Origin of the sequence: Bradyrhizobium sp. LMTR 3, from assembly GCF_001693485.1 — a bacterium.
In the GTDB taxonomy this organism is placed as follows: domain Bacteria; phylum Pseudomonadota; class Alphaproteobacteria; order Rhizobiales; family Xanthobacteraceae; genus Bradyrhizobium.
The window spans coordinates 1-26683 of the sequence record NZ_MAXC01000013.1 but is presented as its reverse complement, the minus strand read 5'-3'; the positions used below and the strand labels follow the sequence as shown (position 1 = coordinate 26683).

The window sequence follows — 26683 nt, the reverse complement described above, 5'->3', positions numbered from 1 at the left end:
AACTTCCAGCATGTTATTCTGTCATGGCTGGCCTGAGATTTTTAGGGTGTAATGACGTCAACGAGGTCTTCCGCCCGCCGGCAATCACACACGTACAAGTATCAAAGGCAATCCGATGCGCGACCAGTTCTCCAATACCCAGGCGATACGCAAGCCGGCCGTCACTTCCAGAGGCGGCATCGTCGCCGCGCAATCAAGCAGGGCGGCGCAAGTGGGGGCCGAGGTGCTGGCTGCGGGCGGCGACTGCGTCGATGCCGTGATCGCGACGACGTTTGCGCTTGGCGTTCTGGAGCCCTGGATGAGCGGGGTCGGCGGCGGCGGGGCGATGGTGCTCTACCGGGCGCGCGAACACCGCTATGAGGTGATCGACTACGGCATGCGGGCGCCGCTGAGCCTGCGGGTGGAAGATTATCCGCTGACCGGCGGTGGCGCGGCTTCCGACATCTTTCCCTGGCCGCGGGTAAAGGACGACCGCAACATTCACGGCCCCGGCTCGATCGCCGTGCCCGGCGTGGTCGCCGGCATGGAGGAGGCACACCGCCGCCACGCCAAACTGTCGTGGAAGGAGTTGCTGGCGCCCAGCATCTCGCTCGCCGGCGAAGGGCTTGCGGTCGACTGGTGGACCACGGTGATGATTTCGAGCGCGGCAGCAGACTTGCGGCGTTACCCCGCGAGCGCCGCCGCCTATCTGCAGGACGGCCTGCCGCCCAACCCGCAATGGGGCATCAGGTCCAAGGTCCGCATGCCGCAGGACCGCCTCAAGGCCACGATGGCGCAACTCGCCGACGCCGGCCCGCGCGACTTCTACGAGGGCGATCTGGCACAGAGCCTCGCCGCCGACATTCGGGCCGCCGGCGGCGCGCTGTCGGTCGAGGACCTCAAGCCATTTCGCAGCGTTGTGCGCGAACCGCTGGCGATCCCCTATCGCGGCGGCAAGGTGTTCGCGACGCCCGAACTCACCGCCGGGCCGACGTTGGCGCGCACGCTTCGTCTGCTGCAGGAAGATCTCGCGCCTGCGCGCGGCGGACCGGACGCTGCGGCCTACATCGCCTATGCATCGGCGCTGCAAAAGGCGTATCGCGAAAGGTTGAAGGACATGGGGGATGAAGACGGCAGGCGCGCGCTCGGCGCCGAAGCGCTGGCGCCGGCCTGCACCACGCATTTCTCCGCCGTTGACCGCGATGGCAACATGGCCGCGGTAACGCAAACCTTGCTGTCCACCTTCGGCTCCAAATTCGTGACGAACCAGACCGGCATCACCATGAACAACGGCATCATGTGGTTCGACCCGACCCCGGGCACGCCGAATTCGCTGGCGCCGGGCAAGCGGTGCCTCACCAACTACACGCCCGTGCTGGCGCAGGCGGCGGACGGAAGGCGCGTCGCGGTCGGCGCTTCGGGCGGCCGGCGCATTCTGCCGGCGGTAAGCCAGCTTCTGTCCTTCGTGATGGATTACGGCATGGATCTCGATACCGCAATCCATCAGCCGCGCATCGACGCCAGCGAAGGCGCGATCGTGATCGGCGACGTCCGCCTGCCGCAGGCCGCGCGCGAAGCGCTGGGCTTACGTTTCGATTACGAGGAGGCGCGCCTCCAGAACCTGCCGATGAAGTTCGCCTGCCCCAGCGCGGTGCTGCGCGACGGCGAAACCAACAGCGGCGCCACCGAGCCGTTCCACGCCTGGAGCGAGGCGGTGGCGGAGGGGTGAGGCGGCCCCCTCACCAAGGAGCGATGCTGCAAAAGTGAGTTGCCGCCAAAAGAGAAAGTGCGGCAATCAGATGCCGCACCTTCCGTTACCCGTATCGACATCCTGATGTGGCGGCCTCTTGCGAGGCCGGACCCACGCGCCTACCGCGTCTGCGGCTCGATCGTCACTGTGCAATCGCCGCCTTGCATGGCGACAACGATCTGTCCATCGGATGCACCCAACGCAATCGGGTTCGTCGACCCTGCGCCGCCCGGCGCACGAACGGTGACGCTGATCGAATCTTGCGGTGCGGTCGAACCAACTGTTGTGGGCGACACTTCGGTAACATTGCCCGCGGTATCCCGGCGCATGATACGGCAAGGCGCGCCGCCGGCCTGTGCCATCGCGTCGGCGCCACGTCCACTACCGGCGGCCTCACCGGCCGCTGCGCGAATGCGCGACGCGTCGCGCGGGATCTGGCTTACGATCCGTTGCGTGCCGGGTTCAACGATTACAATTTCCTCTTCGGTGGTGAAGTAATCATAGCCGCGATACGCCGGCTCGATCGAGACAATCGCCGCAGGTAGCCGCTGTACCCGCACGTGCCGAGGAATGCGCTCGCCCACCCGGATCGAAACGTTGAGATTGCGCTGTGGCGGCGCCAGGCGCTCGCGGGTCAGCCTCTCGGAGATGCGCACTTGCTTGTCGGTCGAGAGTTGCTGGCGATCTTGCATCTGACCGGTCTGGGTCTGTGTCCGCGTGGTGTCAGTCGCGGTCGCCGGCCGGCCCGTCTCCTTGTCCTGCTCAGCCGCATCCTTCGAGGTTCTGTCCCGTTGATCGCGGCTCGGCTCCTTCTGCGTGGTGGTTGCGCCCTCGCGCTCCTTCTGGGATGTCGTTGTTCCGCTCTTGGTCCTCTCGGACTCGGCGGTGCCCTTGGTTCTGTCTTTGGCACTGTCCTTAGCAGTATCCTTGGCGCTCTCCTTGGCATCGCGACCGCGGTCGGCCTCCCGATCGCCCGGACGGGCGCCCTTGGTTTGCTCCGTGGCCCTCTTCGCGTCATCGCCGCGGCCACGTTTGCTGTCTTCGCTCGCAGCCGTTGGACGCTCGGACGGTGCTGCCTTGCCTCTTTCCTCGGTTTGCCGGGAACCGGCTCCCCTTTCCTCACGTCCCGCAGCGCCTTGCGTTCTTTGTTCCGCGCCCCTCCCGCGTTCCTGCGCCCGTTCGCCGCGTTCTTGCGATGCAGCACCCTTGCCGGAGTCGCTTGGCCGCATCTGTTTCTGCTCTTCGCCGCCGCCTCTTGCTCCAGGCCCCTGGCCGTAGGAAACCGCCGGTGCCAGCATCAGGCAGATTATTCCAGTCGACAACAATAGCTGCTTGCGCATCTTGACCTCCTCGAAACGGGCCCTGCGCAAGCGAACGTTCGCCGGCCATGGAAGGTTCCGTCCAGGGCGAGCCGATGTCTCGGTTTGGCGGTATGAGGGCTGCGCGACCGCGGCGTCACATTCCCAGCCGGTCCCTGACCCGGCCGGCCAGCACCGCAGCCGTGACGCCGAGCGGCCAGAACGCGTGCATCGCCATCGGCTTGATGCCTGAGATCGGCATATCGATCACGGTATCTCTGCCGCCGGCGAGACAGCGCGCGAGCTGTGCGCCCATCGCGGTCGAGAGCGCGACGCCGCGGCCGTTGCAGCCGAGCGAGATCAGAAGATTCTCCGCCGGCTCATGCACATGCGGATAATGATCGGGCGTGATCGCGAGCCGACTATTCCAGCCGTGCGTCCAGGTCACGCCCTTCAGCCGCGGCCACAGCCGCTCGGCATAGCGAATGAGATAGGCGACATCGCTAGCCTTGCTGATCCAGCGCATCGGCCCGCGTCCGCCCATCAGCAAACGATTATGCGCATCGATCCGGTAATACACCGTGATGTGGCCGCTCTCGTACAACACCGATCGCGTCGGCATGATCTCGCGTGCGACCTCCTCGGATAGAGGCGCCGTGGCCGCAATCGATGAAAACACCGGCACGATGGTGCGGCGGAGGCCCGGCCACAGATCGTCCGTGAATCCGTTGGTTGCCAGCAGGACTTTTTCGGCGCGCACGATCCCGCGCGGCGTCTCAACGCGCCAATGCGCGCCTTCACGCGACAAGGAGAGTGCCGGCGTCTCGCCATGGATGGCTGCGCCGGCCGCGATCGCGGCGCGCGCCAACCCGCGCGCATAGCTCAGGGGATGCAGGTCGCCACCGCGATCGTCCAGCATGGCGCAGAGATAGCGGTCGGTGCCGGTGATCTCCCGCAACTGCTCGCGATTCAGCAGCGTCACCGGCATGCCGCGCCGGATGCATTGCCTTGCCGTGTTTTCGATTCCCCTGGCGCTCGCCTCGTTATAGGCCGCGCGCAGCGTGCCGTTCTGCCTTGCTTCGCAGGGAATCTGGTAACGGCGGATCAGGTCGAACGTATAGTTGGTGGTGCCGTAGGAAAACGCGATCATGCGGCCGCCGAGCTCGGCGCCAAAATCGACCTCGATCTGATCGGGGTCGTGCTTGAGACCCGGATTGACCTGGCCGCCATTGTTGCCCGAAGCGCCCCAGCCCGGCTGTTGCGCTTCCAGCACGATCGCATTCACGCCCTGCTCGGCCAGATGCAGTGCGGTGGACAGCCCGGTGAAACCGCCGCCGATGATCGCGACCGCAACGTCCTTGTCTCCATCAAGCGGCGGCGTCGGTGCCGGCGCGACCGCTGTATCGGCGTAGAGACTTGGCGGCAGCGGTCGTCGGATGGGCGCATTCATGCTTGATAACTCAGAGCGGATGCAGCACGCGCCGCAAAAAATCCTGCGTGCGGGCATGCTGCGGTTGATTGAGCACGGACTTCGCCGGCCCCTGCTCGACGATCACGCCGCCGTCGATGAACAGTACGCGGTCGGCGACATCTCCGGCAAATCCCATCTCGTGGGTGACGACGACCATGGTCATGCCGTCGTCGGCGAGCTTGCGCATCACCGACAGCACGTCACCGACCAGTTCCGGATCGAGCGCCGAAGTCGGCTCGTCGAACAGGATCGCCTTCGGCTGCATCGCAAGTGCGCGGGCAATCGCGACGCGCTGCTGCTGACCGCCGGAGAGTTGCGGCGGATAGCTGTCGGCCTTCTCGGCGAGCCCTACCTGCGCCAGCAGCGCGCGGCCGCGCTCCAGCGCCTCGGCGCGCGGCTCCTTCTTCACATAGAGCGGCCCTTCGATGACGTTTTCCAGCGCGGTACGGTGCGGAAACAGGTTAAAGCGCTGGAACACCATCGAGACTTGCGTCCGGATCGCTACGATCGAGGGCGCGGTGCGATCGACCCGCGCGCCTTCGACGAAGATGTCGCCGCTTTCATAGCTCTCCAGCCCGTTGATGCAGCGCAGGATGGTGGATTTGCCGGAGCCTGAGGGACCGACGATGCAAACCACCTCGCCCTTCTCGACGGACGCCGTGATGCCCTTGAGCACCTCGACCTTGCCAAAACTCTTGTGAACGTTGGTGAGTTCGATCATTTGTGGCCCGCGCGCTTCTCGAAGTGACGGACCAACAGAATGAGCGGAATGCTCATGGTGAGATACATCAGCGCCACAAGCGTGAACACGCTGGTGTTCTTGAACGTCGAGGACGCGATCAGCTTACCCTGCAGCGCGAGTTCGGCGACCGTGATGGTGGAAGCTTGCGAAGAATCCTTCAGCATCATGATCATGATGTTACCGTAGGGCGGCAACACGATCTTGATCGCTTGCGGCAACACCACGCGGCGCATGGTCTGCCACCAGCCCATGCCGATCGCCTGCGCCGCCTCGATCTGCCCCTTGTCGATCGCCTCGATGCCGGCGCGGAAATTCTCCGCCTGGTAGGCCGAATAGGCGATGCCTAGCCCTAAGATCGCCGCCTGCAGCGCCGTCAGCGTGAGGCCGAGTTCGGGCATCACGAAATAGAGATAGAACAGCAGCACGATGATCGGGATGCCTCGGATCACGTTGATCAGCCCGGCGCTAAACCCCGTGAAGATGCCGATGCCGGATACCCGCATCAAGGCCCAGACCAAGCCGAGCGCGGTCGACAGCAAAAGCGAGCCGATGGTGACGATGACCGTCAACGCCACGCCGCTCATCAGGATCGGCAGGAACTCGGTCGCGTCGCGCCAGAACGCCTGCATCAGGCACCCTGCGCCTTGAGGCCCCATTTATCGAGGATCTTTTCGACCGTGCCGTTCGCCTTCAGCTTCGCCAGCGAGGCGTTGATCTTGGCGAGCAGCTCGGTATCGCCCTTGCGCACGCCGATGCCCACGGCGCCGACGGTCGCGGGCTTGTAGCTCTCGACGATGCGCGCCTCGGGGAAGCCGCCTTGCTTGAGATTATAGGCGAGGATCGGATAATCGGCGAAGCCGGCCTTGAGACGGCCTGCGTTCACGTCGCGCAGAATATCCGGAATGGTGTCGTAGGCCTTCACTTCGCTGAACAATCCCGACTTCTTCAGCGCGTCGACGAACGCCGTGCCGACCTGCGCGCCGACCACCTCGCCTTTCAGATCGTCGTGCTTGGTGTAGGTCTTCGTATCGCTCTTCGGCACCAGGAGGCCTTCGCCATAGCTGTAAAACGGCTCGGAGAAGTCGATCACTTCCTTGCGCGCGGGCGTAACGAACATCGCCGCCGAGATGATGTCGATCTTGTTCGAGGTAAGCGAAGCAATCAGGGTCGAGAACTGCATCGGCTCGATCTGAACCTGGAAGCCGGCGTCCTTGCCGATCTCGGTGATGAGATCGACCATGATGCCCTGAATGCTGTTGGTCTTGGTGTCGAGGAAGGTGAAGGGCACGCCGGTCGGCGTCGAGCCCACCTTCAGCACCTTTTGCGCGGATGCCGGCATCGCGGCTGTGAGAACCAAGGCCGCCACCGCGGCCTGAACGAGACGCTTCAGAGCCATCGCACCACCTCCTGAAACTGCACGCCGCCCGGGCCCGCCCGCCTTAGACCAAAGAGTTGCGGGCAATGCCGTTCAGGCCTATTTTCACCAATATGAAATTGTGGTCACACTTCTCCGGGGTTTGCAAGCGATTTTCATGCACATGAAGGAAGCGGTCTGACGTGAGCGGCGGCAAGCGAATAAAGAAACCGGCATTCAAGGCCAAAGCAAGGGCCAAGAAAAAGGCCGCCGGAAAGGCAACGGTCCGGCCGAAGGCGAAGACCGCCGTCAGGCCGGCCGAGCCGGCGATGGACCTTGCGGTCGGCCGCCGCATCCGCGACCTGCGCCGCGAGCACAAGCTCTCGCTGGAGACGATTGCGGCGAAGACCGATCTGTCGATCGGCTTTCTCAGCCAGATCGAGCGCGGCCTGTCGTCGCCTTCGCTCCGCGTGCTGGCGACGCTCGCCGACGTGCTTGGCGTCGGCATCGCCGCGCTGTTCGGCTCGCAGCCGAACGACGAGGCGGCATCCGGCGGCGTGGTGACGCGCGAAATGCAGCGCGCCGAACTGAAACTGTGGCGGACCGGCATTTCAAAGCAATTGCTGAGTCCGGCGGGTGCGGAAAACCGCCTCAATCTTTTTCTCGTGCACATGGAGCCCGGCGGCAACACCGGCGACGAGCTTTACACGCATGACGGCGAGGAGGCGGGACTGGTGCTGGAAGGCGAGATGACGCTGACCGTCGACGCCGAGACCTGGTCGCTCAAGCGAGGGGACAGTTTTCGCTTTGCCAGCCGCAGGCCGCACCGCTTCTCAAATCCCGCGAAAGATGCGAAAGCGGTCGTGCTGTGGGTGAATTGCGTGACGCAGGCGTCATGAACAGTCTGGAACAACGGATGGATCAAGCCCGAGAGGATTGGAGCCCACACAGCGCGCATTGGGGCGCCTTCGCGGCGCGGTGGAACGGCGCAACGCTGGATATCAAGCCGTACGAGCACGACCCGGCGCCGTCCCCGATGTTGCAGAATTTCACCACGGCGATGCGCCACAAGGCCCGCATCCTGCGGCCGATGGTGCGCAAGGCGTGGCTGGAGCGAAGCGCACCCGCTCCGCGCACCTTCGACCAGAAATTCGTCGCATGCCCCTGGGACGAAGTGCTCGACCTGCTCGCAGGCGAATTGGCGCGGATCCGAACCGAATCTGGCGCCGCCGCGGTCTATGGCGGCTCCTATGGCTGGGCCAGCGCCGGACGTTTCCACCACGCGCAGAGCCAGGTTCATCGCTTCCTGAACGCCGCGTTCGGCGGCTATGTGCGTTCGGTGAACAGCTATAGCGCCGGTGCCTCGGCCGTGATCCTGCCGCATGTCCTCGGCGGCTTCGAAGGCATCTCGCGCCACAACGTGACGTGGGATCAGATCGCCGAGCACACCGATACGGTGCTGGCCTTCGGCGGCATGGCGCTGAAAAACTCGGACGTCGCAAGCGGCGGCATCAGCCGGCACATCGAGCGCGACGCGATGCAAAGGGCCGCGCGCCGCGGCGCCGTATTCTACAACATTGCGCCGCTGCGCGACGACATGCCGGAACAGGCCGGCGGGCGGTGGCTGCCGATCCGGGTCGGCACCGACGTCGCGCTGATGCTGGCGCTCGCGCACACGCTCCTCGTCGATAATTTGTGGGACAGCGGCTTTGTCGCGCGCTATTGCACCGGCTTCGACCTGTTCGAACGCTATCTCCTCGGCCGCGACGACCATACGCCAAAGGACGCGGCATGGGCGGCCGACATTACCGGCATTCCGGCTAGCACCATCGTCGACATCGCCCGCCGGCTGCCGCGCGGACGCACCTTGATCACGGTCTCGCATTCCCTGCAGCGGGCACAATATGGCGAGCAGCCGGTATGGATGGGTGCGGTGCTCGCGGCCATGCTGGGCCAGATCGGCCTGCCCGGCGGCGGATATAATTACGCGCTCGGTGCGCTCGGCCACACCGGCCGCCGTCTCAACGCGGTTCCGATCCCGACGCTGTCGCAAGGCAAGAACGGCATCGCCGACTTCATCCCGGTCGCGCGTGTCGCCGACATGCTGCTGCATCCGGGCGAACGATTCGACTACAACGGCCGCGCGATGCACTATCCCGACATCAAGCTGGTCTATTGGGCGGGCGGCAACCCGTTCCATCATCACCAGGACATCAATCGGCTGCGGCGAGCCTTCAATGTCCCGCAAACCATTGTCGTGCACGAGAGCGCCTGGACGCCGATGGCGAAGTTTGCCGACATTGTGCTGCCGGCGACCATGACGCTGGAGCGCGACGATATCGGCGCCGCCGGCACCGATCCAAGGCTGGTCGCGATGCGCAAGGCCGTGGACCCGATCGGCGAAGCCCGCGACGATTTCGATATTTTTGCCGCGCTGTCGCGGCGATTGGGCGTCGAGCAGGCTTTCACGGAAGGACGCGATACCAGGCAATGGCTGGCCCATCTTTACGAGCCCACGCGGCGCGCGCTTGCCGACGCCGGTTGGGATGCGCCTGACTTCGACGAGTTCTGGCGGCGCGGCGAACTCGCGCTGCCATCTGCGCCCGATGACGGCGGCTTTCTGCGCGCCTTCCGCAACGATCCCGTCAAGAACAAGCTGCCCACGCCAAGCGGCAAGATCGAGATCTATTCGAAAACCATCGCAGGCTTCGATTACGACGATTGCCCGCCCCACCCGGCATGGCTGCCGTCAACCGAACTGCCGGATTCGCGCCACCCGTTGACGCTGATCGCCAACCAGCCGGCGACCCGGCTGCACAGCCAGCTCGACTTCGGTGCCTACAGCCAGTCCAAAAAAGTTGCCGGCCGGGAAGCCGTCCGTCTCAACCCCGTTGATGCGGCGCGCCGCGGCATCGCTGATGGCGACATCGTCCGCCTGTTCAATGATCGGGGCGCGTGCCTGGCCGCTGCCGCCGTTTCAGACGACGTCATGCCCGGCGTGGTGCAATTGTCCACCGGCGCCTGGTACGATCCGCAAGCCGGCGCGGCAGAACATCCGCTCTGCGTCCATGGCAACCCGAACGTGCTCACCCGCGACATCGGCACCTCGCGGCTCGCGCAAGGTTGCTGCGGTCAGGTGACGGTGGTCGAGTGCGAGAAGTATTCGGGCACGCTGCCTCCGATTCGGACCTTCGATCCTCCCGAGCAGCAGTGATGCGCGTGCCGCCGTCATTGCGAGGAGCGAAGCGACGAAGCAATCCATCTATCCCCGCTGTGAGATGGATTGCTTCGCTTCGCTCGCAATGACGGTGTTGGCTGTTGCGCCTGTCTCTCACCCGAACCGCTGATCGTACCGGCTCACGCTGAGCTCGCTCACGTCGATATCCGGCTTCCGCCCCGAGATCAGGTCCGCCATCACCCGCCCCGAGCCGCACGCCATGGTCCAGCCGAGCGTGCCGTGGCCGGTGTTGAGATGCAGGTTGCCGTAACGCGTGGCGCCGATCACCGGCGGTCCGTCCGGCGTCATCGGGCGCAGGCCGCACCAGAATCTCGCTTTGCTCAAATCGCCGCCGCGCGGAAACATGTCGGTCAGTGAGTGATCGAGCGTCGCCCGCCGCGCCGCATCGAGCGTATTCGAATAGCCGGAAATTTCCGCGGTGCCGCCGACGCGGATACGTGTCCCCAGCCGCGTGATCGCAACCTTGTAGCTCTCGTCCATCACGGTCGAGATCGGTGCGCCGTCGGGATCGACGATCGGCACCGTGATCGAATAGCCCTTCACCGGATAGACCGGAACGGAAATGCCGATGCGCTTCAGCAAGCGCGGTGACCAGCTCCCGAGCGCTGCAACATAGGCATCGGCCTGCATCAAGCCTGCGCTGGTGACGACGCCTGATATCTTGCCGCCATCGGCGACCAGGCGCTCGATCGTCGTATTGAAGTGGAACTGCACGTCGAGCTTTGCCGCCTGCTCGGCCAGCGCCTGCGTAAACATGTGGCAGTCGCCGGTCTCGTCCTGCGGCAGCCGCAGTCCCCCGACGAATTTATCCTTCACGCCGGCAAGCGCAGGCTCAGCGCCGATGCAGCCGTTGCGATCCAGTACCTCATAAGGCACGCCATACTGCTTGAGCACCGCGATGTCGTCGCCGGTGCCGTCGAGCTGCTTCTGCTTGCGGAAGAGCTGCAGCGTGCCTTGGCTGCGCTCATCATACTTGATGCCGATCTCGGCACGCAGCGCACGCAGGCAATCGCGGCTGTATTCGGCGATCGGGATCATCCGGCTCTTGTTGACGGCGTAGCGCTCTGTCGTGCAGTTGCGCAGCATCTTCAGGCCCCAGATCCACATCACCGGATCGAGCTTCGGCCAGATCACCAGCGGTCCATGCCGCATCAACAGCCACTTGATCGCCTTCACCGGCACGCCAGGGCCGGCCCAAGGCGAGGAATAGCCGGGCGAGACCTCGCCGGCATTGGCAAAACTGGTTTCCTGTGCAGGCTCAGCCTGGCGGTCGACGACGACAACTTCGTGGCCGGAACGCGCCAGATAATAGGCTGTCGTGACGCCGATCACGCCACTGCCGAGAACGATGACTTTCACGATTCCTCACGCATCCGCCGCGGCGTCGCACGCCGCGGCCGCTCTATCTTCTTCAGAGCAAGATCAGGCCACCCGCTTGATCGCGTCGCCGAGGATCGAAACGATATCGTCGATATGGCTCTTCTCGACGATCAAGGGCGGCGACAACGCAAAACTGTCGCCGCTCATGCGCAGGTAAAGCCCGCGATTGAAGCAGTCGACCATCACGTCATAGCCCCGCGCGCCAACGCCATCCTTGCGCGGCGCGACTTCGACCGCGCCCATCAGGCCGCAATTGCGGATGTCGATCACGTTCGGCAGGCCTTTCAGCGAATGCAGCGCATCGCGCCAGTATTCGGCTAGCGACGCGCCGCGCGTCAACAGCCCCTCGTCCTTGTAGATGTCGAGCGTCGCCAAGCCCGCGGCGCAGGCGGTCGGATGCGCCGAATAGGTGTAGCCGTGGAACAGCTCGATCGTGCCCTCGGGGCCGGTCATCAACCCGTCATGGATCTTGCGGTTGGCAAACACCGCGCCGCAGGGGACGGTGCCGTTGGTGATGCCCTTGGCGGTCGTCATCATGTCGGGCGTGACGTCGAAATAATCAGCCGCAAACGGCGCGCCGAGACGGCCGAAGCCGGTGATGACCTCATCGAAGATCAGCAGGATGCCGTGCTTGTCGGCAATCTCGCGCAGGCGCTTCAAATAGCCTTTCGGCGGCGGCAGCACGGCGGTCGAGCCCGGCACCGGCTCGACGATGACGGCGGCGATGGTGTCGGCGCCATGCAGCGCCACCATCCGCTCGAGATCGTCGGCGAGCTCGGCGCCATGCTCCGGCTGATCCTTCGCGAAGGCGTTGCGGGCGAGATCGTGGGTATGACGGATGTGATCGACGCCTGGCAGATGGGTGGCGAACGCGCGGCGGTTGGCCACCATGCCGCCGACCGACATGCCGCCGAAGCCGACGCCGTGATAGCCGCGCTCGCGGCCGATCAGGCGCGTCCGCGTCCCCTGCCCGATGGCGCGCTGATAGGCCAGCGCGATCTTCAGCGCGGTATCGACCGACTCGGACCCCGAATTGGTGAAGAAGACGCGATCAAGCCCCTTCGGCGCGATCTCGGTGAGCCGCTCGGCAAAGTCGAACGCCAACGGATGGCCCATGTTGAACGAGGGGGCGAAGTCGAGATTCATCAATTGCCGTTCGACGGCGGCGGCGATCTGGCGGCGGCCATGGCCGGCATTGACGCACCACAGGCCGGCGGAGCCATCGATCACCTTGCGGCCGTCGACGGTGGTGTAGTGCATGCCCTCGGCGGAGGCGAACAGGCGCGGCGCTTTCTTGAACTGCCGGTTGGCCGTGAAAGGCATCCAGAACGAGTCGGTCTGCAGGGTGTTCGGCTTTTGATGGACAGTCACGGGCTTAGCTCCTTTGCTGGCAGCTCAAGGGACCACCGGGCCACGCTCGGGAAGCCATAACAAGTCCTTTTCTGCGCTCCTGCAACCCATTGATTTTACTAGCATGAATGGAGCATATTTGTTCGATCCGAAACACCTGCAACAGGGATTTTCGATGAGCGTCGATATCGGTGGGCGACTCCGCTTCGTCCGGGCCCGCCACAAGCTGTCGCAGCGCGAGCTGGCCAAGCGCTCCGGGGTAACCAATTCGACGATCTCGCTGATCGAATCGAACCAGATGAACCCCTCGGTCGGCGCGCTGAAGCGCATCCTCGACGGCCTGCCGATGGGGCTTGCCGAATTCTTCGCGATCGAGCCGGAGCGGCCGCGCAAGGCGTTCTATCGCTCCGACGAGCTGACCGAGATCGGCAAGCAGCCGATCTCCTACCGCCAGGTCGGCGACACCATGTTCGGCCGCGCGCTGCAAATCCTGAAAGAACGCTACGAGCCGGGCAGCGACACCGGGCGGGTGCCGCTAACCCATGACGGCGAGGAAGGTGGCATCGTGGTGAGCGGCCGGCTGGAGGTGACGGTCGACGACGAACGCCGCATCCTCGACCCTGGCGACGCCTATTATTTCGAAAGCCGCCGCCCGCACCGCTTTCGCTGCGTCGGCGGAAAGCCGTGCGAAGTGATAAGCGCCTGCACGCCGCCGACGTTTTGAGCGGCAAGGGCGTACACTCATGAATACGCTATAGCGCTGCAACCGGCGCGATTTTCGTTTTTGGCTCGGAAGCGGACCTCGGAACCGCCACCGGCATGTCCGGGTTGGGGCCAATTGCGGTCATGGGGGGCCCTGGGAAAGTGAAGCAGGTCACAGAACGTCTGATCGAGGTGCGCTACGTTGCCGTACTGTGCAGAGCGGCTCCGTCAGGGCTCAGAACACTGTCCATGCGAGGGTTGCGGCGCAAAAAGGAACGACGCTTTGAGCGCGAACAAACGGGTGATGTACAGCGCAATATTGTGCCAAGACGGGCCCAATGTTACTTTTACAACCATTGCTGCGTAGGAGAGTTCAATGAAACATATTCGCGCATTTGCTTTTGGAATTGGGTTGTTGGCCTTGGCCGGTTTGGCGGCGGGTGCCAGCTTGGTCGCAAACCCAACAGTTGCCGTCGCCGGCTGCAGCGGAAGGTGTTAAACCCAAGCTACGAACCTGCCGAATCTCTGTTGATAGTCGTCAATTCGCCTCTTGGTTCAGGAGGGTAGCCAGCTTTGCCTTGAATTCATCCTTATCCATTATGTAGTGACGTAGAAGATAGAGTTCGTGGCTAGGCACGTAATTGCGATCTCGAAGTGAAAATTCCAGGTGAGTTAGTGCTTTTTGATCGAGCTCTTTCTTCTCGTCGCCATTCTTTTCCAACGCGAGCGCGTGCAACGCGACGGCATATCTGAATATCAAGTCACCGCGTAGAGTCTCGAGGATTCCGGGCTGCTCCAACAATTTCACGGCCCTTGCCGGTTGGCGTTCCTGCAGGAAAGTGTATGCGATCGTATCTGTAAAATTCGCGCGATTGTCGTCGATCCAAGCTTTCCGATTTTCCGGGATTGTCTTGAGCTCATCTAAGGCCTTTTGCGCGTATTCCCTGGCCATTTCCCGATCAGCACCGTATATGGTGTACGTCCACGCAACGTCGTTCAACGCCTGCACGCGCCATACCGGGACGCTTGCTTTGTCGACTTCTGCCATTCTTGATTTGATGTCTTCCTTGAAGATTTCGGCTTCTTTCATATTTGGATCGCCATATCGAGCAGCCAATTTTTCGAACTGAGGAAGGGTCCAGCCAAAGGCAAGCCACCACGCCGTGCCGGTGAAAGTAAGTTCACCATTTATCCCGACGTTGCGAAACGACGTGGACCGAAGGTCGGTGTTTGAGAAATTGACGTCGTCAAATTGTGCATTGTCGAAAATGGCACGATACAACGTTGCGCCGGAGAAATCCGTTTGGGTGATGACCGCTTGGTCAAATCGCGCCGCAGTCAAATTTGCTCCCCGGAATTTCACATCACGAATGTAATTTTGAGAAAACGAAGCATACGGAAGGGTCGCGCTTGTGAAATTTACTCGGAAAATTGCCGACTTGAAAAACTCCGCAATCGCGGGTGGCTTAGAGCCAGCATATATTCTATTTAGATCAAGATTTTTTAGATTATGCGATTGGAACCTGAGTGGCTTGCCGTATAAAGCCAACGTCCGGATGGCTTCTTCCCTGCGCGGGTCATCCTCCGAAACTGCAACCCGTGCCAACGCCTCGCTATCAGCTTCCCGCTTCAGATATAAGAGATGGTCCAAGACGTACCCTAACATTCCGATTGCAACGGCGCAGACAATCGCCAAGGCAATGATCTTGCGGCGGCTATGCGACGAACTGGCTGCGATGAAATCACGTTCCAGCGCGCTCAGGTCGGCGTAGTCAGCCAGTGCCTGATCGGCTAGGCTGACGGGTATCAGCGCGCCTTTGGCGCGTGCCCGTTGGGCCCAGACCATCACTGCATCGCGAAAAGCAACGCGCCTACCGATGAGCGCCCGCAACGCATCCCACTCACGTATCATCGCTCCATACCGCAGCGAGATTAAATCCCCCGACTCCTTGGGTTCGACGCGCAGAACGCCCGACGTGATAAGGGTATCAAGCACCTCCTTCGCCCGCTCACCCAGCAAGAGAAGGTCATTGCGCTTGACTGCCACTGGCTTGCATGTGCGATCACCCTCTGACATACGAACTGTGCGTAGCAGCATCCGTTTTGCGAGGTCATAGTAGCCGGCGACATGATCGTTAAGCGAAGGAGCTACACGCAATAGAATTTGGCGCAGGAAGCTCTTACTTTCATCGTCATCTTTCCGGCTGAGCGAAGCCAGCACCTTCTTGCCCTCAGCGACCGTGACCGTCACCGCTGCGAGATCAAAGGGCCTCAGCAAGGTGTTGGCTCGTATCGACGACCGTTGCTTGGTGCGAGATTCGCGGGGGATTGCGTAGCTTTTCGCCAGCCAAAAGTCGACGAGTGCCTGCGCGGCCTTTCGATCGTCCGGTGCGTCCAGCACAGTACCGGTCATCGTAGCTCGATCGATGAAATGCGCTATCCGCTCGGCAATCGCTTCGCAGTCCGAATCGGAAACTGAAAGCTCATCTTCGGGAAGGTCTGCGATCAACGCATCGCTTGCGTCCTCAAGGACCTTCAGCGAGGCGTAAGGCTGAGTTTCATTCGCTGTCATGGTCATTGCGGTCAGATCCGGCTATTCGTTCAGGAGAGAGTAAAGCGGTGTCTCAAACGACGCGACCTTCTTGCAAAGCTCGTTCAGCTCATGGTCGACTTCTATAAAGCGCTCGACGCACTGTTTGTAGAAAGCGTCGAAGTCCTCGTTGAGTTTCCAGATATTGGTCGGTAGTTGCGGCTCGGGCGGCGGATCGTCGGCCATCCACGGCTTCATCATTGCCTTCAATTCGATCGACCACTCTTCCTGGGGAAACGCTTCGCACAACCCGATGAGTTTGGCTCTGAACTGCGGCCAGGACGAAAACCTGGCTTGGGGCTGAATCTTCTTTTGGCTCTTGGTGTATTCGAGATCGGTATTGAGTGATTGCCATTCGTCGTGCTCGGAAACCAGGCCCGCAAGGCGTGACCGCAGCCTGCCGACTGAAAGCGTACCCTCGCGCAGCCGATTCAAGGAATTCTCCGCCATGGTTGCGCCAAGTTGCTGCTCGACCAGGCGCATTGTTTCGGCAAAATTATTGAGGCCGACATTCTTTGCTCTGTCGACCAACTCCCTGTTGATGTGCGAAGCTTTGGGCAAAAGGTGCGTGAGGCGGTCGGGAACGAGCAGAACATTTTCGTCGATGACGGACACTGCCAAGCTCGCGGCCTTCATGTCTTCGGCGCAGGCACCAAGCTCAGCGATCCAGTCCTGCTCGTCTTCCGCGGCCGGAAGGTTCACGGTTTGGTTGCGAGCTGTTCTGGCCAAGTTTCGCAGGAAATTTGCATCTTCCCTCAGGTACGGCCGAACATTGTCACCCGATTTGAGGCGTGTGACGTTGTTGGCTATCTGATTGAGCCGCTTTTGGAGCTCGTGCAGGCAGTTATGCAGCTCCTTGTACTTGGCCAGGACGACGATCTGCTGGCGTGTCTTTTCAAAATCGGGGCGGTAGCTTGCCATGATGTGATGGAGGTCCCGCGTCTGCCTTATGCGGTTCAGGTCTATCAGCGCGCGTTCAATCTTGGTTTCCAACTCGCGATCATGCTTTTCCTGAACGTCCCGATCATCATTCAGTGGCTGCAGCGCGTAAGGCGAAACCTGCTTCGCGAAAGCGCACAGATCCTGGTCCGCCGGATGCGCCGCAATGGAGCCGCGCAACAGTACGCTGATCATGCCCGGGCCTTGTTGAGCCAGCGTCGGCAGCAGCGTGGACACGAATTCGTCGACGTCTTTGGCTCGCGTCACACTGCGCTCAGCCTCAACGCCGAGCGAAAACCTCACGGTGCGGCGCAGACCATTGAGGTTGCTCGCAAAGGCGGTGATCAGGAATCTCGCCAATCGCGCCATCTGCTCCGGTGTCAGAAGGACGGTTGGCGCAAGCGGCAGGCGCAAGCTGAGCTTTTCGGGATCGAGCGCAACGATGTCCCTGGCGCTGCAGCCATAGAGTGTGGCGGCGACTGCACGACCGTCCTGCATCAGAGCGAAGCGCATCAATCCGATGGCCGCGCTGCCGACAATGATCGGAGCGCCGGAGAGGCCCTTCGGAGGGGCACCGGTGCCGGCACCAGCCTCCTCGCAGAAGAGTTGCAGGACCGGCTCGTATGCAGATCGCCGCATCGCGTAGAAATTGGTTAATCGCGCCGCGTGATCCCTGACCTTGCCAGCCCAGGTCATACCATCGATCGGCTGTGCGTCGGGATAGCCGCGCGTTTTGAACAAATCGTCGGAATGATTCAGTTCGCGCAATGGTATCGCTGGATAGGCGGCCAACGGCCCCGGATCAAAGCATCGAAGCAGAACGCAGTCCGCGTCCAGATTCCATTTATTGGGTATCACCTCGGCGGCAGTCTTGTGGCCGCGGAATTCGAGATGGATCGTGCCCGGAAAAAAAGTCGGTGGTTCGGTGCCGCGATCGGCGACCACGTGCAGCGCAGTTGCCACCAAATCGGGCGCTACAAGGAAACCCGTGCCGCGCACGTTCGTGCCTTCGATGGTAATCTTGGCGATCGCGTCGCGAAATTCATCCATGGGGACTGTCCGACAAGCGCGGGGGGCCGGTGTTCCAGAACGCGTTGGGAACGCACGGGCTCATGACGTTGCGGCCTCCGAAAACGTCAGCAGTTCGGCCTTCGAAACCTTGCCGTCGTCACCGACTTCGAGATGAACGTAGGTCGGGCGAAACAACGTCCAGGCGGAAAAGTCGCCGGCTTTCATTTGCGCAACGAATGTCCGCAAGGCAGGCAACGCGTCGGCCTCCGACTTCAAAATCTCATTGGGGAACCGCAGCACATCAGCCCATGTGCCGGCATTGAAATAGAAACGGCCGTCCCCCAGGGATACGCGCTTGGCTTGATGGGTGTGGCCGAACACGACATAGCGGAAGCCACCGCGATCGGAGAGCATTTGCGCAGCGTTCAGGTACTCCTTCGCGCTTTCCGTGCCGAGGTCGAACGTGTCGGTATCCTGCAGGCCGCGCATGGCCCTGAGCAAGGCGGGCAGTCGCTTCTCAAAAGGTTGAGATGTGCGTCCGAACAAAAGAGCCGCGAAACCGTAGATCCGGCTGACGGTATCGGACGCCGAGACTTCGCCCCCGAGTTGACCAAGCGGATCGGCTTCGGCGACTTCCGCGTCGAGGTCACGGAGAAACTGTTCGGCTTCGCTGCCCAACGAAGCCTGGAGCGTTTCCTTCAGCGCGGCGTCCTTTTCGGATCGTCCGATATGCAGCGCTGAGTTTCCGTCCGCCGAGATCTCCTCACCGAATCCGTCCTCATCCGCGCCAGTGCGGCTTCCGATATCTTCGCCAGGGATGACGCCTATGACTTGCTCGGATCGAATGTCGCCGCCGAATTTAGGGGTTACCGCATTTGCGAGCCCATGACTGCGCGTTCGCTTGTAGAGAAGGGCGATCGTGGCAAGGCGCGAGCGAAAACCCGGCTCGAGGGCGAGCAGCATCGGCACCACGGCAGCGGTCTCGGGTTTCAGCAGATCCACGAACGGATAATCGAGCTTGATCGTATTGATGACCTCGGTGACCATCTCGCTGCCGGCGGGTGGGATGAAAATATGCTCATCGGGCGCATCCAGCAGGCGCGACTGGATCGAGCGAACATGACGAAGGGCGTCATAATCGATCTGATTCCAGTCGTCGTAGCGATTGCCATGCTCGATCAGCGCGTCGCCAACAATGTAAGCCTCGCCGTCATAGAGAAATTCGAAATCATGGCCTGCCTTGACGCCAAGTGCACGACGGAACGCGGCGCGCACCGCAGGCAAGCTCAATTCGATATCGTGATTTCCGAGCAGCACCACGAGACGGCCTCCCTTGTCGAGAAACCGCCCGATGGCATCGAATACGGGTTGATCCCGCTGGACAATCGATTCGAGTTTCTTAACTGCCCGACTGGGATCTCTTGTGAAAGGAGACCACGTATTCGGCCTTTCCTCGTGCTCGGCCAGAAAGTCGACCGAATCGCCGTTTAGGATCAGTTCGCTTGGTCCTTGCTGCGCGAACTTATGCGTAAGGCTATCGACGAACTGCGCAACTGCATCGGCGCGGGTGCACAGCCGGAAGCCGCGCTTGCCCGATCCGCGCGGGTGCGGGTAATCCCCGCCGAGATGCAAATCAGAAATGATAAAAATACTACGCACTTGGCCCTCATATAAACAGCGACCAAGAAGCTAAATAACGATCAAGAAGCGCATCTATCTTGCGCCATTAAGAGGTCGGACGTCAACGCCTAGTTGTGCGCCCTGCGAGACGAAGGACGCGACAAAGAAAGCCGTAGCTCAGAGCTAAGTCTGAAGTGCGCTGGATAGCTTGCACGCGTGCTCGAAATGGCAGAGTGCAGAAAAGCAAGTTCGATTGATCATCGGTGCTCCCCGGCCATGAACACTCCAACGGAAATGGAACAGGCGAGGCTCCGTTACGCGGAGCGCTTGTCAACGCTGCACATTCGCGCCTTCTATCCTTGTACGGGAAGCGAACCTCGACAAGTGAACTATTTCACACACACGTCTGGCGTGTCATTTTGTCACGGCTTTTCGATCGCCAGCGCACTCGATCGCACCAATTCCAGCCCTGCCTGACGTCATCAAGCGGCTGGGCGCTGCGCGCGGCGCGGCACATCACGACCGCGGCTAACGGATTGGTGCGGAGAACCAGAGTTTGAACTTGAGACCCGGCAAATTATCAAGCATTTCGATCCGCGCGTCGTGAAGACGGGCGACGGCCGCGACCAGGCTGAGCCCCAGACCGTTTCCTGGCGTATAGCGGCAGTGTTCGCGCCGGTAGAAGCGCTTGAAAACCTGCTCGTGTTCGCCGGCGGGAATTCCGGGCCCGTCATCGGCGACCGAGATCACCGGCCTGCCATCGATATTTTCGTTCGCGACGACGACCTTGCCTCCGGCGCGGCCATGCTTGATCGCATTGTCCACGAGATTGGCGATGGCATCGAAGATCAGATCGCGATCGCCGGTCACCAGCACCTGGCGATCGCCGACGACGGTGAGACGGGTGCCCTCCTGTTCGGCCGCGGCATCGTACAGCTCGACAACCTCGCTGGCGATTTCCACCAGATTCACGGTGCGGAACGCGCCCTTTCGGGCCTGGGTCTCGATTTGCGCAATCCGCGTGAGCGACGAGAATATCCGCAGAACCGCATCGAGGTCGGCGATCGTGTCGCCGATCAGGATCTGGTCGTCCTCGCCGATACGCTGGGCGTGATAAGCCTTCTCCAGCCGTCCGCGCATTCGCGTCAGCGGCGTCCGCAGGTCGTGCGCCACGTTGTCGCTCACTTGCCTGACCTCCCCCATCAATGTTTCGATGCGGTCCAGCATCAGGTTGAGGTTCTCCGCAACGCGATCCCATTCGTCATGGCTGCCGCGGAGAGGAATTCGCTTGTCGAGGCCGCTCCGCATGATGGCCCGGCTGGTCGCGTTGATCGATTCGATTCGCCCCACCGTCCGGCGCGTCACCAGGACGCTGGCTACCCCCGCGACCACAAACAGCAATGCGGCGACCGAGATCATGGCCGTTTTGATCTGGTCGGCGAAGCGGTCGAGATCGCTGATATCCTTTCCCACCAGCAGACGGTCGCCGCCCGGAAATGTCTGGAGCATCGCTCGCACCAGCGGCCGGTTTGTCGCGTGGGGCAACGGTTCGCCCGCACGAAACTCCGTCCATCCCCGGGCGGCCGTGACCGTCGATGGCCATGCCGTGAGATTGCCGCCCAGCGCGGCCAGGGAAGGATCAACCACGATATAGACGTTGTCCGCAAAACTCTTCTCGGCGATCCGCTGCTTGATCAGGGCAATCAGGCCATCGCGCCCCGAACGTTCGTACGCGCTTTCAAGGCTCGAATACTCCGTCATGATGCCGCGGTCCGACCGGCTGCGCACATAGGAGGAGGTGGACAGGTAGACATAGGTGAAAAGCGCCGACACGATCATGCCGAATGTCCCGATCGCGATCAGCGCCTGCTTGAAAGTCGACGATCTGAGGGTCTTAACCAGGAGCACGGAGACAATACCCGATGCCGCGAACCGTGTGGATCAGCGGATAGGCTTGCTGGTCGTCGACCTTGCGGCGTACGCGCCCGACATAGACGTCGATAATATTGGTCGAGGGATCGAAATGAAGATCCCAGACGTGCTGCAGCAGCATGGCGCGGGACACGACGCGGCCTTCGTTGCGAACCAGATACTCAAGAAGCTGGAATTCCCGGGGAAAAAGCCCAATATCCTTGCCCCGCCGGCTGGCGGTCCGCGATACCAGGTCGATTGCGAGATCACCGACGCGCAAGATGGTTTCTTTGACAATGGTCTCGCTGCGCCGGCCAAGCGCCTCGACGCGCGCCAGCAGTTCGACGAACGAAAAAGGCTTGACCAGATAGTCGTCGCCCCCGGCGCGCAGGCCGCGAACCCGATCGTCGACTTCTCCGAGCGCACTGACGATCAGCACCGGTGCGGCGATGCCGCCGTCGCGCAATTGACGCATGACCGCGATCCCGTCGATGTCCGGCAGCATGCGGTCGATCGTGATGACGGCATAGTCGCCACCGGCGCCGCGGCTCAGCGCCTCGTTACCGCTGGTTGCCAGATCGACATGGTAGCCGCTGGTCGTGAGCGATTCCACGAGCTGACCGGCGGTTTCCGGATCGTCCTCAACGACCAGAATGCGGCGATGGCCTCCCGTCATGGTCCGTCTCCGAATGACTGGCCAAATGATTGGCCAAGAGCGGAATTCGCTCCAACTGGAACTGGAAACCGCAAGGGGACTTCCATTTGCAACAGCTTGCGCAATCTAACGGTGGCATGAATAGGTGATGATCGTCACCAGCCGGACCTGAACTGTCGTTCAGCCCGAATGTTCCAGTGACGACCATCACTATGTCTGGATCCTAGCTCACGACACGGAAGCGATGGGACGCGGTACAGTCCGCCAACGCGTCAGATGTTGCTCCAGCAACCCGCCAGATCAAGATAGCAGCGGTATTCCATCAACCGCTCGCGCTTCAGTAGTAGCCGTACGCGCGGCAGACATTGACCCGTCGCCATCCGTATGGCGTCCACGTCCTGCGCCAGCAACTGTCGTAGGCTGCGTAGGCGAAGGGCGCACCAACGAACGCAAAGCGATGGTGGTGGTGGTGGTGCCGGTGATGGAATCGGCCGTGATGGGAAAACCCTGGATGCCTAAAATGCCCGCCCGCGAAGCGGTTGCCCGAGCTGCCTGCGAAGCGGCTGCCCGCGAAACTCGTGCCGCCGGCTCGCGTGCCGCCGCCGGTGCCGACATGCATGCCGCCACCTGTTCCTCCCGCTCGTATGCCGCCGCCCGTGCCGCCGACCTGCATGCCGCCACCCGTTCCACCGGCAGACATGCCACCGCCGCCGCGACCACCGCCGCCCGCCCCTCCGGCAGACATGCCACCGCCGCCGCCCATCCCGCCGGCCGACATGCCGCCGCCGCCCGCCCCCCCGGCCGACACGCCGCCGCCGCCGCCACCGCCACCGCGTTGCGCGAGCACGGGTGAGGCAACAGCAAGCGTCGTAGCCATCGCACCGGCGATGAGACAATGAAGAAGCTTGTTGTTCATCACAATCCTCCGTGTTGATTGCAGCGACCATAACGTCGCAACAAAGAGGAAGACGACCAGGAGCCCAAAATGATCCAGTGGTCTCGAATGAACAATGCGACAGTTTCTGACACGGAAGTTAGTTTCGCCGCTCTGCTGCAGAGATCGGCTTCACCTTGACAGTGCGCTCGACAACACCAGTTCCAGTTCCTGCCTGACGTCATCAAGCGGCTGGGCGCTGCGCGCGGCGCGGCACATCGCGACCGTTCCCTCCGTCGATGCGATGACGAGCGCCGCCAGCCGCCGCGCGCGCGCGGGCGCTACGCCCTCGCGGCGCAACGCCGCAAACATGATGCGCTGCCAATCGGCAAACACGCCATCGGCAAGATCGAGCAGATGCCGTTGCGCGGCTTCGTCCGGCGCGCCGTCCTTCTCCGTCGCATCGTTGACATATTGCTCGACCGCGACCGCGAGCACTGGGCAACCGGCCTGGAACTTGGACTTCTCCAGCGTCTGACGCCACAGCGCGATGAAGGCGCGCAGACCTGCAATCGCGCCACGCGATTGGACCAGATGCTCCAGCGGCCCGCTCACCTGCTTACCCGCAAATGCCAGCGCGTCCTCGATCAACTGCTGCTTGCCACGCGGAAAGTGATGGCCGATCGATCCCCGCGGCGTGCCGGTGTGGCGGACCACCTCGCGCATGCTGGTAGCATTGACGCCGCGGCGGCTCATCAGGTCGGCGGCGCCTGCCACCATCTTTGCGCGGGTATCTGACATCGGAGATCCTTTTCGGTCGGATGGCTCATCCTAGAATATGACACTTGACATAGCCAGCCCAATGTGGAGCTATGACAGTCGTCATAGTCGGGAGAATGCCGCAACCGGGAGGCGCGTAATGACCTTTATCCATGTGATGACGCCGCAAGGGCGGCTGAATGCCGATCAGCGCCGTGTATTGGCGAAGACGCTGACGGACGCGGTGCTGGTGCCGGAAGTCGGCAAGCTCACGCCGGAAGCGCGTCTTGGCTATCAGGTGCATTTCGTCGAGCGCCCGCTCGACATGATCGCGCATGGCGGCGAATTGCTTTCAGACAGACCGAGCGACGTCATGCTGATCGACGTCGTGGTGATGGACTGCTGCTGGACACGCGAGGATCGCGCTACCGTCATTCGCAACATCCACGCCGCGCTGGCAGAGGCCTGCGGGATGAAGACGCCCTCGCCGGCCTGGTGGATCAATTTCCGTATCATCGAGGAAGGAAGCTGGGGATCGCGCGGCGGCGTGCTGTCGTTCCTCGACCTGCTCGACCATGGCGCATCGCATTTTTCGCCGGAACGCGCCGCGGCAATCCGCACCGCACTCGCCGTCAAATACGAGCGATAGACGCGCACGCCTCCCACTGCATTCGAGACAATCAGGAACGGAGAAGATCATGAGCCCCGAAGGAACAATCCGCACCGAAATCCATGATCGCATCTTCAAGATCATCATCGACAACCCCGCCAAAAAGAACGCGTTCTCGCCTGCGATGATGGAGCAGTTGTCGGACGCGCTGACGGAACTCCACAACAACGACAACTATTGGGTCGGCGTCATCTGCGCCGAGGGCAAGGATTTCACCGCCGGCCTCGACATGCCGAAATTCTTCGGCCCCAACGCCGAGAAGCGGAATTTCAGGGAGGGCAATGTCGACGTCTTCGGTCTGCAGAAGCGTTGCAAAAAGCCGATCGTGTCAGCGGTGCAGGGCATCGTCTTCACCATCGGCATCGAGTTGATGCTGGCCGGCGACATCGTCGTCGCCGCCGACGACGCCCGCTTCTGCCAGATGGAATCCAGGCGCGGCATCGCCCCGCTTGGAGGTGCGCATTTCCGCTTCCTGTCGCGCACCGGCTGGGGCAACGCGATGTATCATCTGTTCCTGTGCGATGAATTCTCCGCAGCACGTGCCCGCGAGATCGGCTTGGTCCAGGAAGTCGTGCCAGCCGGCCAGCAAATCGAGCGGGCGATGGCGCTCGCCAGGATCATTGCCGGCAACGCGCCGCTCGGCATTCAGGTCACCAAGGAAGCGGCCCTTCAATATGTCGAGCACGGCGAGGCGGCCGCCATCGCCTACATTCCAAAAGTCCGCGAGCGCGTGCTCAACAGCGCCGATGCGCGCGAGGGCATTCAATCCTTCATCGAGCGGCGCGCTGCGGTATTTCAGGGCAGATAGGCGCGGGGCGGCCCGGCCCTCATCCTGTCAGGATCGATTTCAATGAGTCGCGCTCTTCCGCGATGAAGTCGAAGAACGCCGCGATACGCGGGACGCGCCGGATATCCGGGTGGGCCAGGAGCCGCCAGCTTCGGGTCAATTCGGGGATGGGCCCGAGAACGCGGACGAGATCCGGCTCCGCATCGCCGAGCGCCGTCGGCAGCGGGCCGAGGCCGACACCGGATTTCACCGCCGAGACCAGCCCGAGCACGCTGTTGTTGCGCACCGGCATATTGGCGCCGGGCGCGACTTCCTTCAGCCACTTGGCAGCGCGGTGGTTGGCGAGCGTCTCATCGAAACCGACGAGCGGGTGGCGCGACAGATCCTCGATGCGTTCCGGCTTGCCGTGACGCTCGATGTAGCCATGGCTGGCATATACCGCCCAGATCGAGTCGGCGATCTTGCGGCCCACCAGTTCGTCATCGGTATCGCCTGAGCGAAACGCAACATCCACCTCGCCCTTCGACAAATCAAGATAGCGGTCGCTGGTGATGAACTCGACGCGAAGTTTTGGATAGAGGGCATGGAAGCGGTCGATCAGCGTCGACTGCGTCATCCGGAACACGATCGGCTCGGGGCAGGTGACGCGGATCACGCCCTTTAGCTCCTGCTCGACGTCGGTTGCCCGCCTTTGGAAATCATCGACCGCTGCCTCGATGCGCTCGGCATATTTCAAGAGCGTGTTGCCATACTCGGTCAGGCGATAGCCAGTGTTCTGCCGCGTCACCAGGGCCCGCCCGAGCCTGCGTTCGAGTTCTTCGAGGCGGCGGTGCACCGTCGACTGGCTGGTGCCGAGCGCCTTGCCGGCCGCGATGGTGCTGCCGTGACGCGCCACCGCAAGGAAGTATTTCAGGTCGTTCCAGTCGAACATCCGCCCATTATGCACTTTTGGAGCGGGCCCTAGCAATCTTGCGGCTCCCGCGGCGTGGCCGTGCTGCCTAGGCTGCTGCGTCGAAAACAGCGTAGTGATTGACGAAAGGAGCGATACATGCGTTGCCATCTTGTGCCGGGCATCACCCTGCTCGCCGGCCTCGGCCTGAGCCATCCCGCATCGGCGCAGCAGCACGGGGCGCCCGCGCCTGACATCGCCAAGCCGAACATGGTGCTGCAGCAGGTCGTCGAGGGATTGCCAAGGGACGACAAGCAAACAGTCTGGGTGATGACCGCAACGTTCAAGCCGGGCGACAAGACCGTGTATCACACCCATCGCTTTCCGGTGACGGTCTACGTCCTCGAAGGCACCTTCACGCTCGAACTCGACGGCCGCCCACCGCTTAACGTCAAGGCCGGCGAAGCGATGGTCGAACCGCCCAAGGTGGCCATGACCGGCTATAACCGCAGCGCCACCGAGCCGACCAAGGTCGTGATCTTCTATGTCAGCGCCAATGACACGCCGTTCCTGGACTTGCATTCGCACTAGCACTACTTTGGCAGATTTACTCACGCCGCCGCTCGTTGCAAATCCATTTTCGGCAATGCGGGCATCGCTGCGGCGGTAGTCGAGCGATGAGTTCGAGGATGGCGTGGCGCACGGCTGGCAACG

General features: G+C 62.2%; 21 protein-coding genes and 1 pseudogene. 7 read left to right on the top strand and 15 right to left on the bottom strand.

The genetic code is table 11. From position 1 onward, the window contains the following. The first annotated feature begins 115 nt into the window (after nt 1–115). Nucleotides 116–1708, top strand: coding sequence for a gamma-glutamyltransferase family protein (locus LMTR3_RS14155; protein WP_065745700.1), 1593 nt, complete (start codon nt 116–118; stop codon nt 1706–1708). A 140-nt stretch (nt 1709–1848) separates the two neighbouring features. On the opposite strand, the gene LMTR3_RS14150 is transcribed toward LMTR3_RS14155, so the two are convergent. The 5 genes from LMTR3_RS14150 to LMTR3_RS14130 all read right to left on the bottom strand — a co-directional run bounded on the left by LMTR3_RS14150 (nt 1849) and on the right by LMTR3_RS14130 (nt 6636). Then, a complete protein-coding gene (locus LMTR3_RS14150; protein WP_065745764.1) occupies nt 1849–3069 on the bottom strand; it encodes a DUF1236 domain-containing protein in 1221 nt (406 codons plus the stop codon). 115 nt (nt 3070–3184) lie between these two features. Then, nucleotides 3185–4477 carry an NAD(P)/FAD-dependent oxidoreductase gene (locus LMTR3_RS14145; protein WP_065745699.1) on the bottom strand — a complete coding sequence of 431 codons (1293 nt, stop codon included), beginning with the start codon at nt 4475–4477 and terminating at the stop codon, nt 3185–3187. A 10-nt stretch (nt 4478–4487) separates the two neighbouring features. Continuing rightward, nucleotides 4488–5219, bottom strand: coding sequence for an amino acid ABC transporter ATP-binding protein (locus LMTR3_RS14140; protein ID WP_065745698.1), 732 nt, complete (start codon nt 5217–5219; stop codon nt 4488–4490). After that, nucleotides 5216–5869 (bottom strand): amino acid ABC transporter permease, encoded by a 654-nt coding sequence (locus LMTR3_RS14135; protein WP_065745697.1) that lies wholly within the window; start codon nt 5867–5869, stop codon nt 5216–5218. The genes LMTR3_RS14140 and LMTR3_RS14135 overlap by 4 nt, the downstream gene beginning before the upstream one ends. Beyond that, nucleotides 5869–6636, bottom strand: coding sequence for an ABC transporter substrate-binding protein (locus tag LMTR3_RS14130; protein ID WP_084029623.1), 768 nt, complete (start codon nt 6634–6636; stop codon nt 5869–5871). Before LMTR3_RS14130 ends, LMTR3_RS14135 begins: the two co-directional genes overlap by 1 nt. Nucleotides 6637–6797: 161 nt before the next feature. Here LMTR3_RS14130 and LMTR3_RS14125 point away from each other — a divergent pair, with 161 nt between their 5' ends. Together LMTR3_RS14125 and LMTR3_RS14120 are read left to right on the top strand one after the other, a co-directional pair. Continuing rightward, nucleotides 6798–7493, top strand: a complete 696-nt coding sequence (locus tag LMTR3_RS14125) for a cupin domain-containing protein (RefSeq protein ID WP_065745696.1) — start codon at nt 6798–6800, stop codon at nt 7491–7493. A gap of 17 nt (nt 7494–7510) precedes the next feature. After that, nucleotides 7511–9808, top strand: coding sequence for a molybdopterin-dependent oxidoreductase (locus tag LMTR3_RS14120; RefSeq protein WP_141686616.1), 2298 nt, complete (start codon nt 7511–7513; stop codon nt 9806–9808). Between the two features lie 117 nt (nt 9809–9925). Here the strand turns inward: LMTR3_RS14120 and LMTR3_RS14115 are convergent, their stop codons facing one another. Next, nucleotides 9926–11191: a D-amino acid dehydrogenase gene (locus tag LMTR3_RS14115; protein WP_065745694.1), complete on the bottom strand. Its 1266-nt coding sequence runs from the start codon at nt 11189–11191 to the stop codon at nt 9926–9928. A gap of 63 nt (nt 11192–11254) precedes the next feature. Further along, on the bottom strand, nt 11255–12583 hold the full coding sequence (gene aptA / locus LMTR3_RS14110) for an omega-aminotransferase AptA (RefSeq protein ID WP_065745693.1): 1329 nt from the start codon (nt 12581–12583) through the stop codon (nt 11255–11257). Between the two features lie 154 nt (nt 12584–12737). Between aptA and LMTR3_RS14105 the strand changes: the two genes are divergently transcribed. Continuing rightward, complete coding sequence (locus LMTR3_RS14105) at nt 12738–13286, top strand: cupin domain-containing protein (protein ID WP_065745762.1); 549 nt, start codon at nt 12738–12740, stop codon at nt 13284–13286. Nucleotides 13287–13802: 516 nt separating this feature from the next. Here the strand turns inward: LMTR3_RS14105 and LMTR3_RS14100 are convergent. The 7 genes and pseudogenes from LMTR3_RS14100 to LMTR3_RS14070 form a co-directional block, all read right to left on the bottom strand. Further along, on the bottom strand, nt 13803–15842 hold the full coding sequence (locus tag LMTR3_RS14100) for a pentapeptide repeat-containing protein (RefSeq protein ID WP_065745692.1): 2040 nt from the start codon (nt 15840–15842) through the stop codon (nt 13803–13805). 15 nt (nt 15843–15857) lie between these two features. Then, nucleotides 15858–17843, bottom strand: coding sequence for a trypsin-like serine peptidase (locus LMTR3_RS14095; RefSeq protein WP_065745691.1), 1986 nt, complete (start codon nt 17841–17843; stop codon nt 15858–15860). A gap of 60 nt (nt 17844–17903) precedes the next feature. Continuing rightward, nucleotides 17904–19463 carry a metallophosphoesterase gene (locus tag LMTR3_RS14090; protein WP_084029622.1) on the bottom strand — a complete coding sequence of 520 codons (1560 nt, stop codon included), beginning with the start codon at nt 19461–19463 and terminating at the stop codon, nt 17904–17906. Nucleotides 19464–19952: 489 nt separating this feature from the next. Beyond that, nucleotides 19953–20888, bottom strand: a pseudogene (locus tag LMTR3_RS14085) (sensor histidine kinase); the annotation flags it as partial. Nucleotides 20889–21318: 430 nt separating this feature from the next. After that, a complete protein-coding gene (locus LMTR3_RS14080; RefSeq protein WP_065745688.1) occupies nt 21319–22011 on the bottom strand; it encodes a response regulator transcription factor in 693 nt (230 codons plus the stop codon). Nucleotides 22012–22327: 316 nt separating this feature from the next. Next, nucleotides 22328–22906: a hypothetical protein gene (locus LMTR3_RS14075; RefSeq protein WP_065745687.1), complete on the bottom strand. Its 579-nt coding sequence runs from the start codon at nt 22904–22906 to the stop codon at nt 22328–22330. 150 nt (nt 22907–23056) lie between these two features. After that, on the bottom strand, nt 23057–23665 hold the full coding sequence (locus LMTR3_RS14070; RefSeq protein WP_210184698.1) for a TetR/AcrR family transcriptional regulator: 609 nt from the start codon (nt 23663–23665) through the stop codon (nt 23057–23059). Between the two features lie 118 nt (nt 23666–23783). Here LMTR3_RS14070 and LMTR3_RS14065 point away from each other — a divergent pair, with 118 nt between their 5' ends. Both LMTR3_RS14065 and LMTR3_RS14060 read left to right on the top strand, forming a co-directional pair. Then, nucleotides 23784–24272: a tautomerase family protein gene (locus LMTR3_RS14065; RefSeq protein ID WP_065745686.1), complete on the top strand. Its 489-nt coding sequence runs from the start codon at nt 23784–23786 to the stop codon at nt 24270–24272. Nucleotides 24273–24321: 49 nt separating this feature from the next. Continuing rightward, the gene (locus tag LMTR3_RS14060; RefSeq protein ID WP_065745685.1) at nt 24322–25101 is read left to right on the top strand and encodes a crotonase/enoyl-CoA hydratase family protein; all 780 of its coding nucleotides are present in this window, start codon (nt 24322–24324) and stop codon (nt 25099–25101) included. A 19-nt stretch (nt 25102–25120) separates the two neighbouring features. Here the strand turns inward: LMTR3_RS14060 and LMTR3_RS14055 are convergent, their stop codons facing one another. Further along, nucleotides 25121–26011, bottom strand: a complete 891-nt coding sequence (locus tag LMTR3_RS14055; protein WP_065745684.1) for a LysR family transcriptional regulator — start codon at nt 26009–26011, stop codon at nt 25121–25123. 117 nt (nt 26012–26128) lie between these two features. Between LMTR3_RS14055 and LMTR3_RS14050 the strand changes: the two genes are divergently transcribed. Continuing rightward, nucleotides 26129–26560, top strand: a complete 432-nt coding sequence (locus LMTR3_RS14050) for a cupin domain-containing protein (protein ID WP_065745683.1) — start codon at nt 26129–26131, stop codon at nt 26558–26560. Nucleotides 26561–26683: the final 123 nt, after the last annotated feature.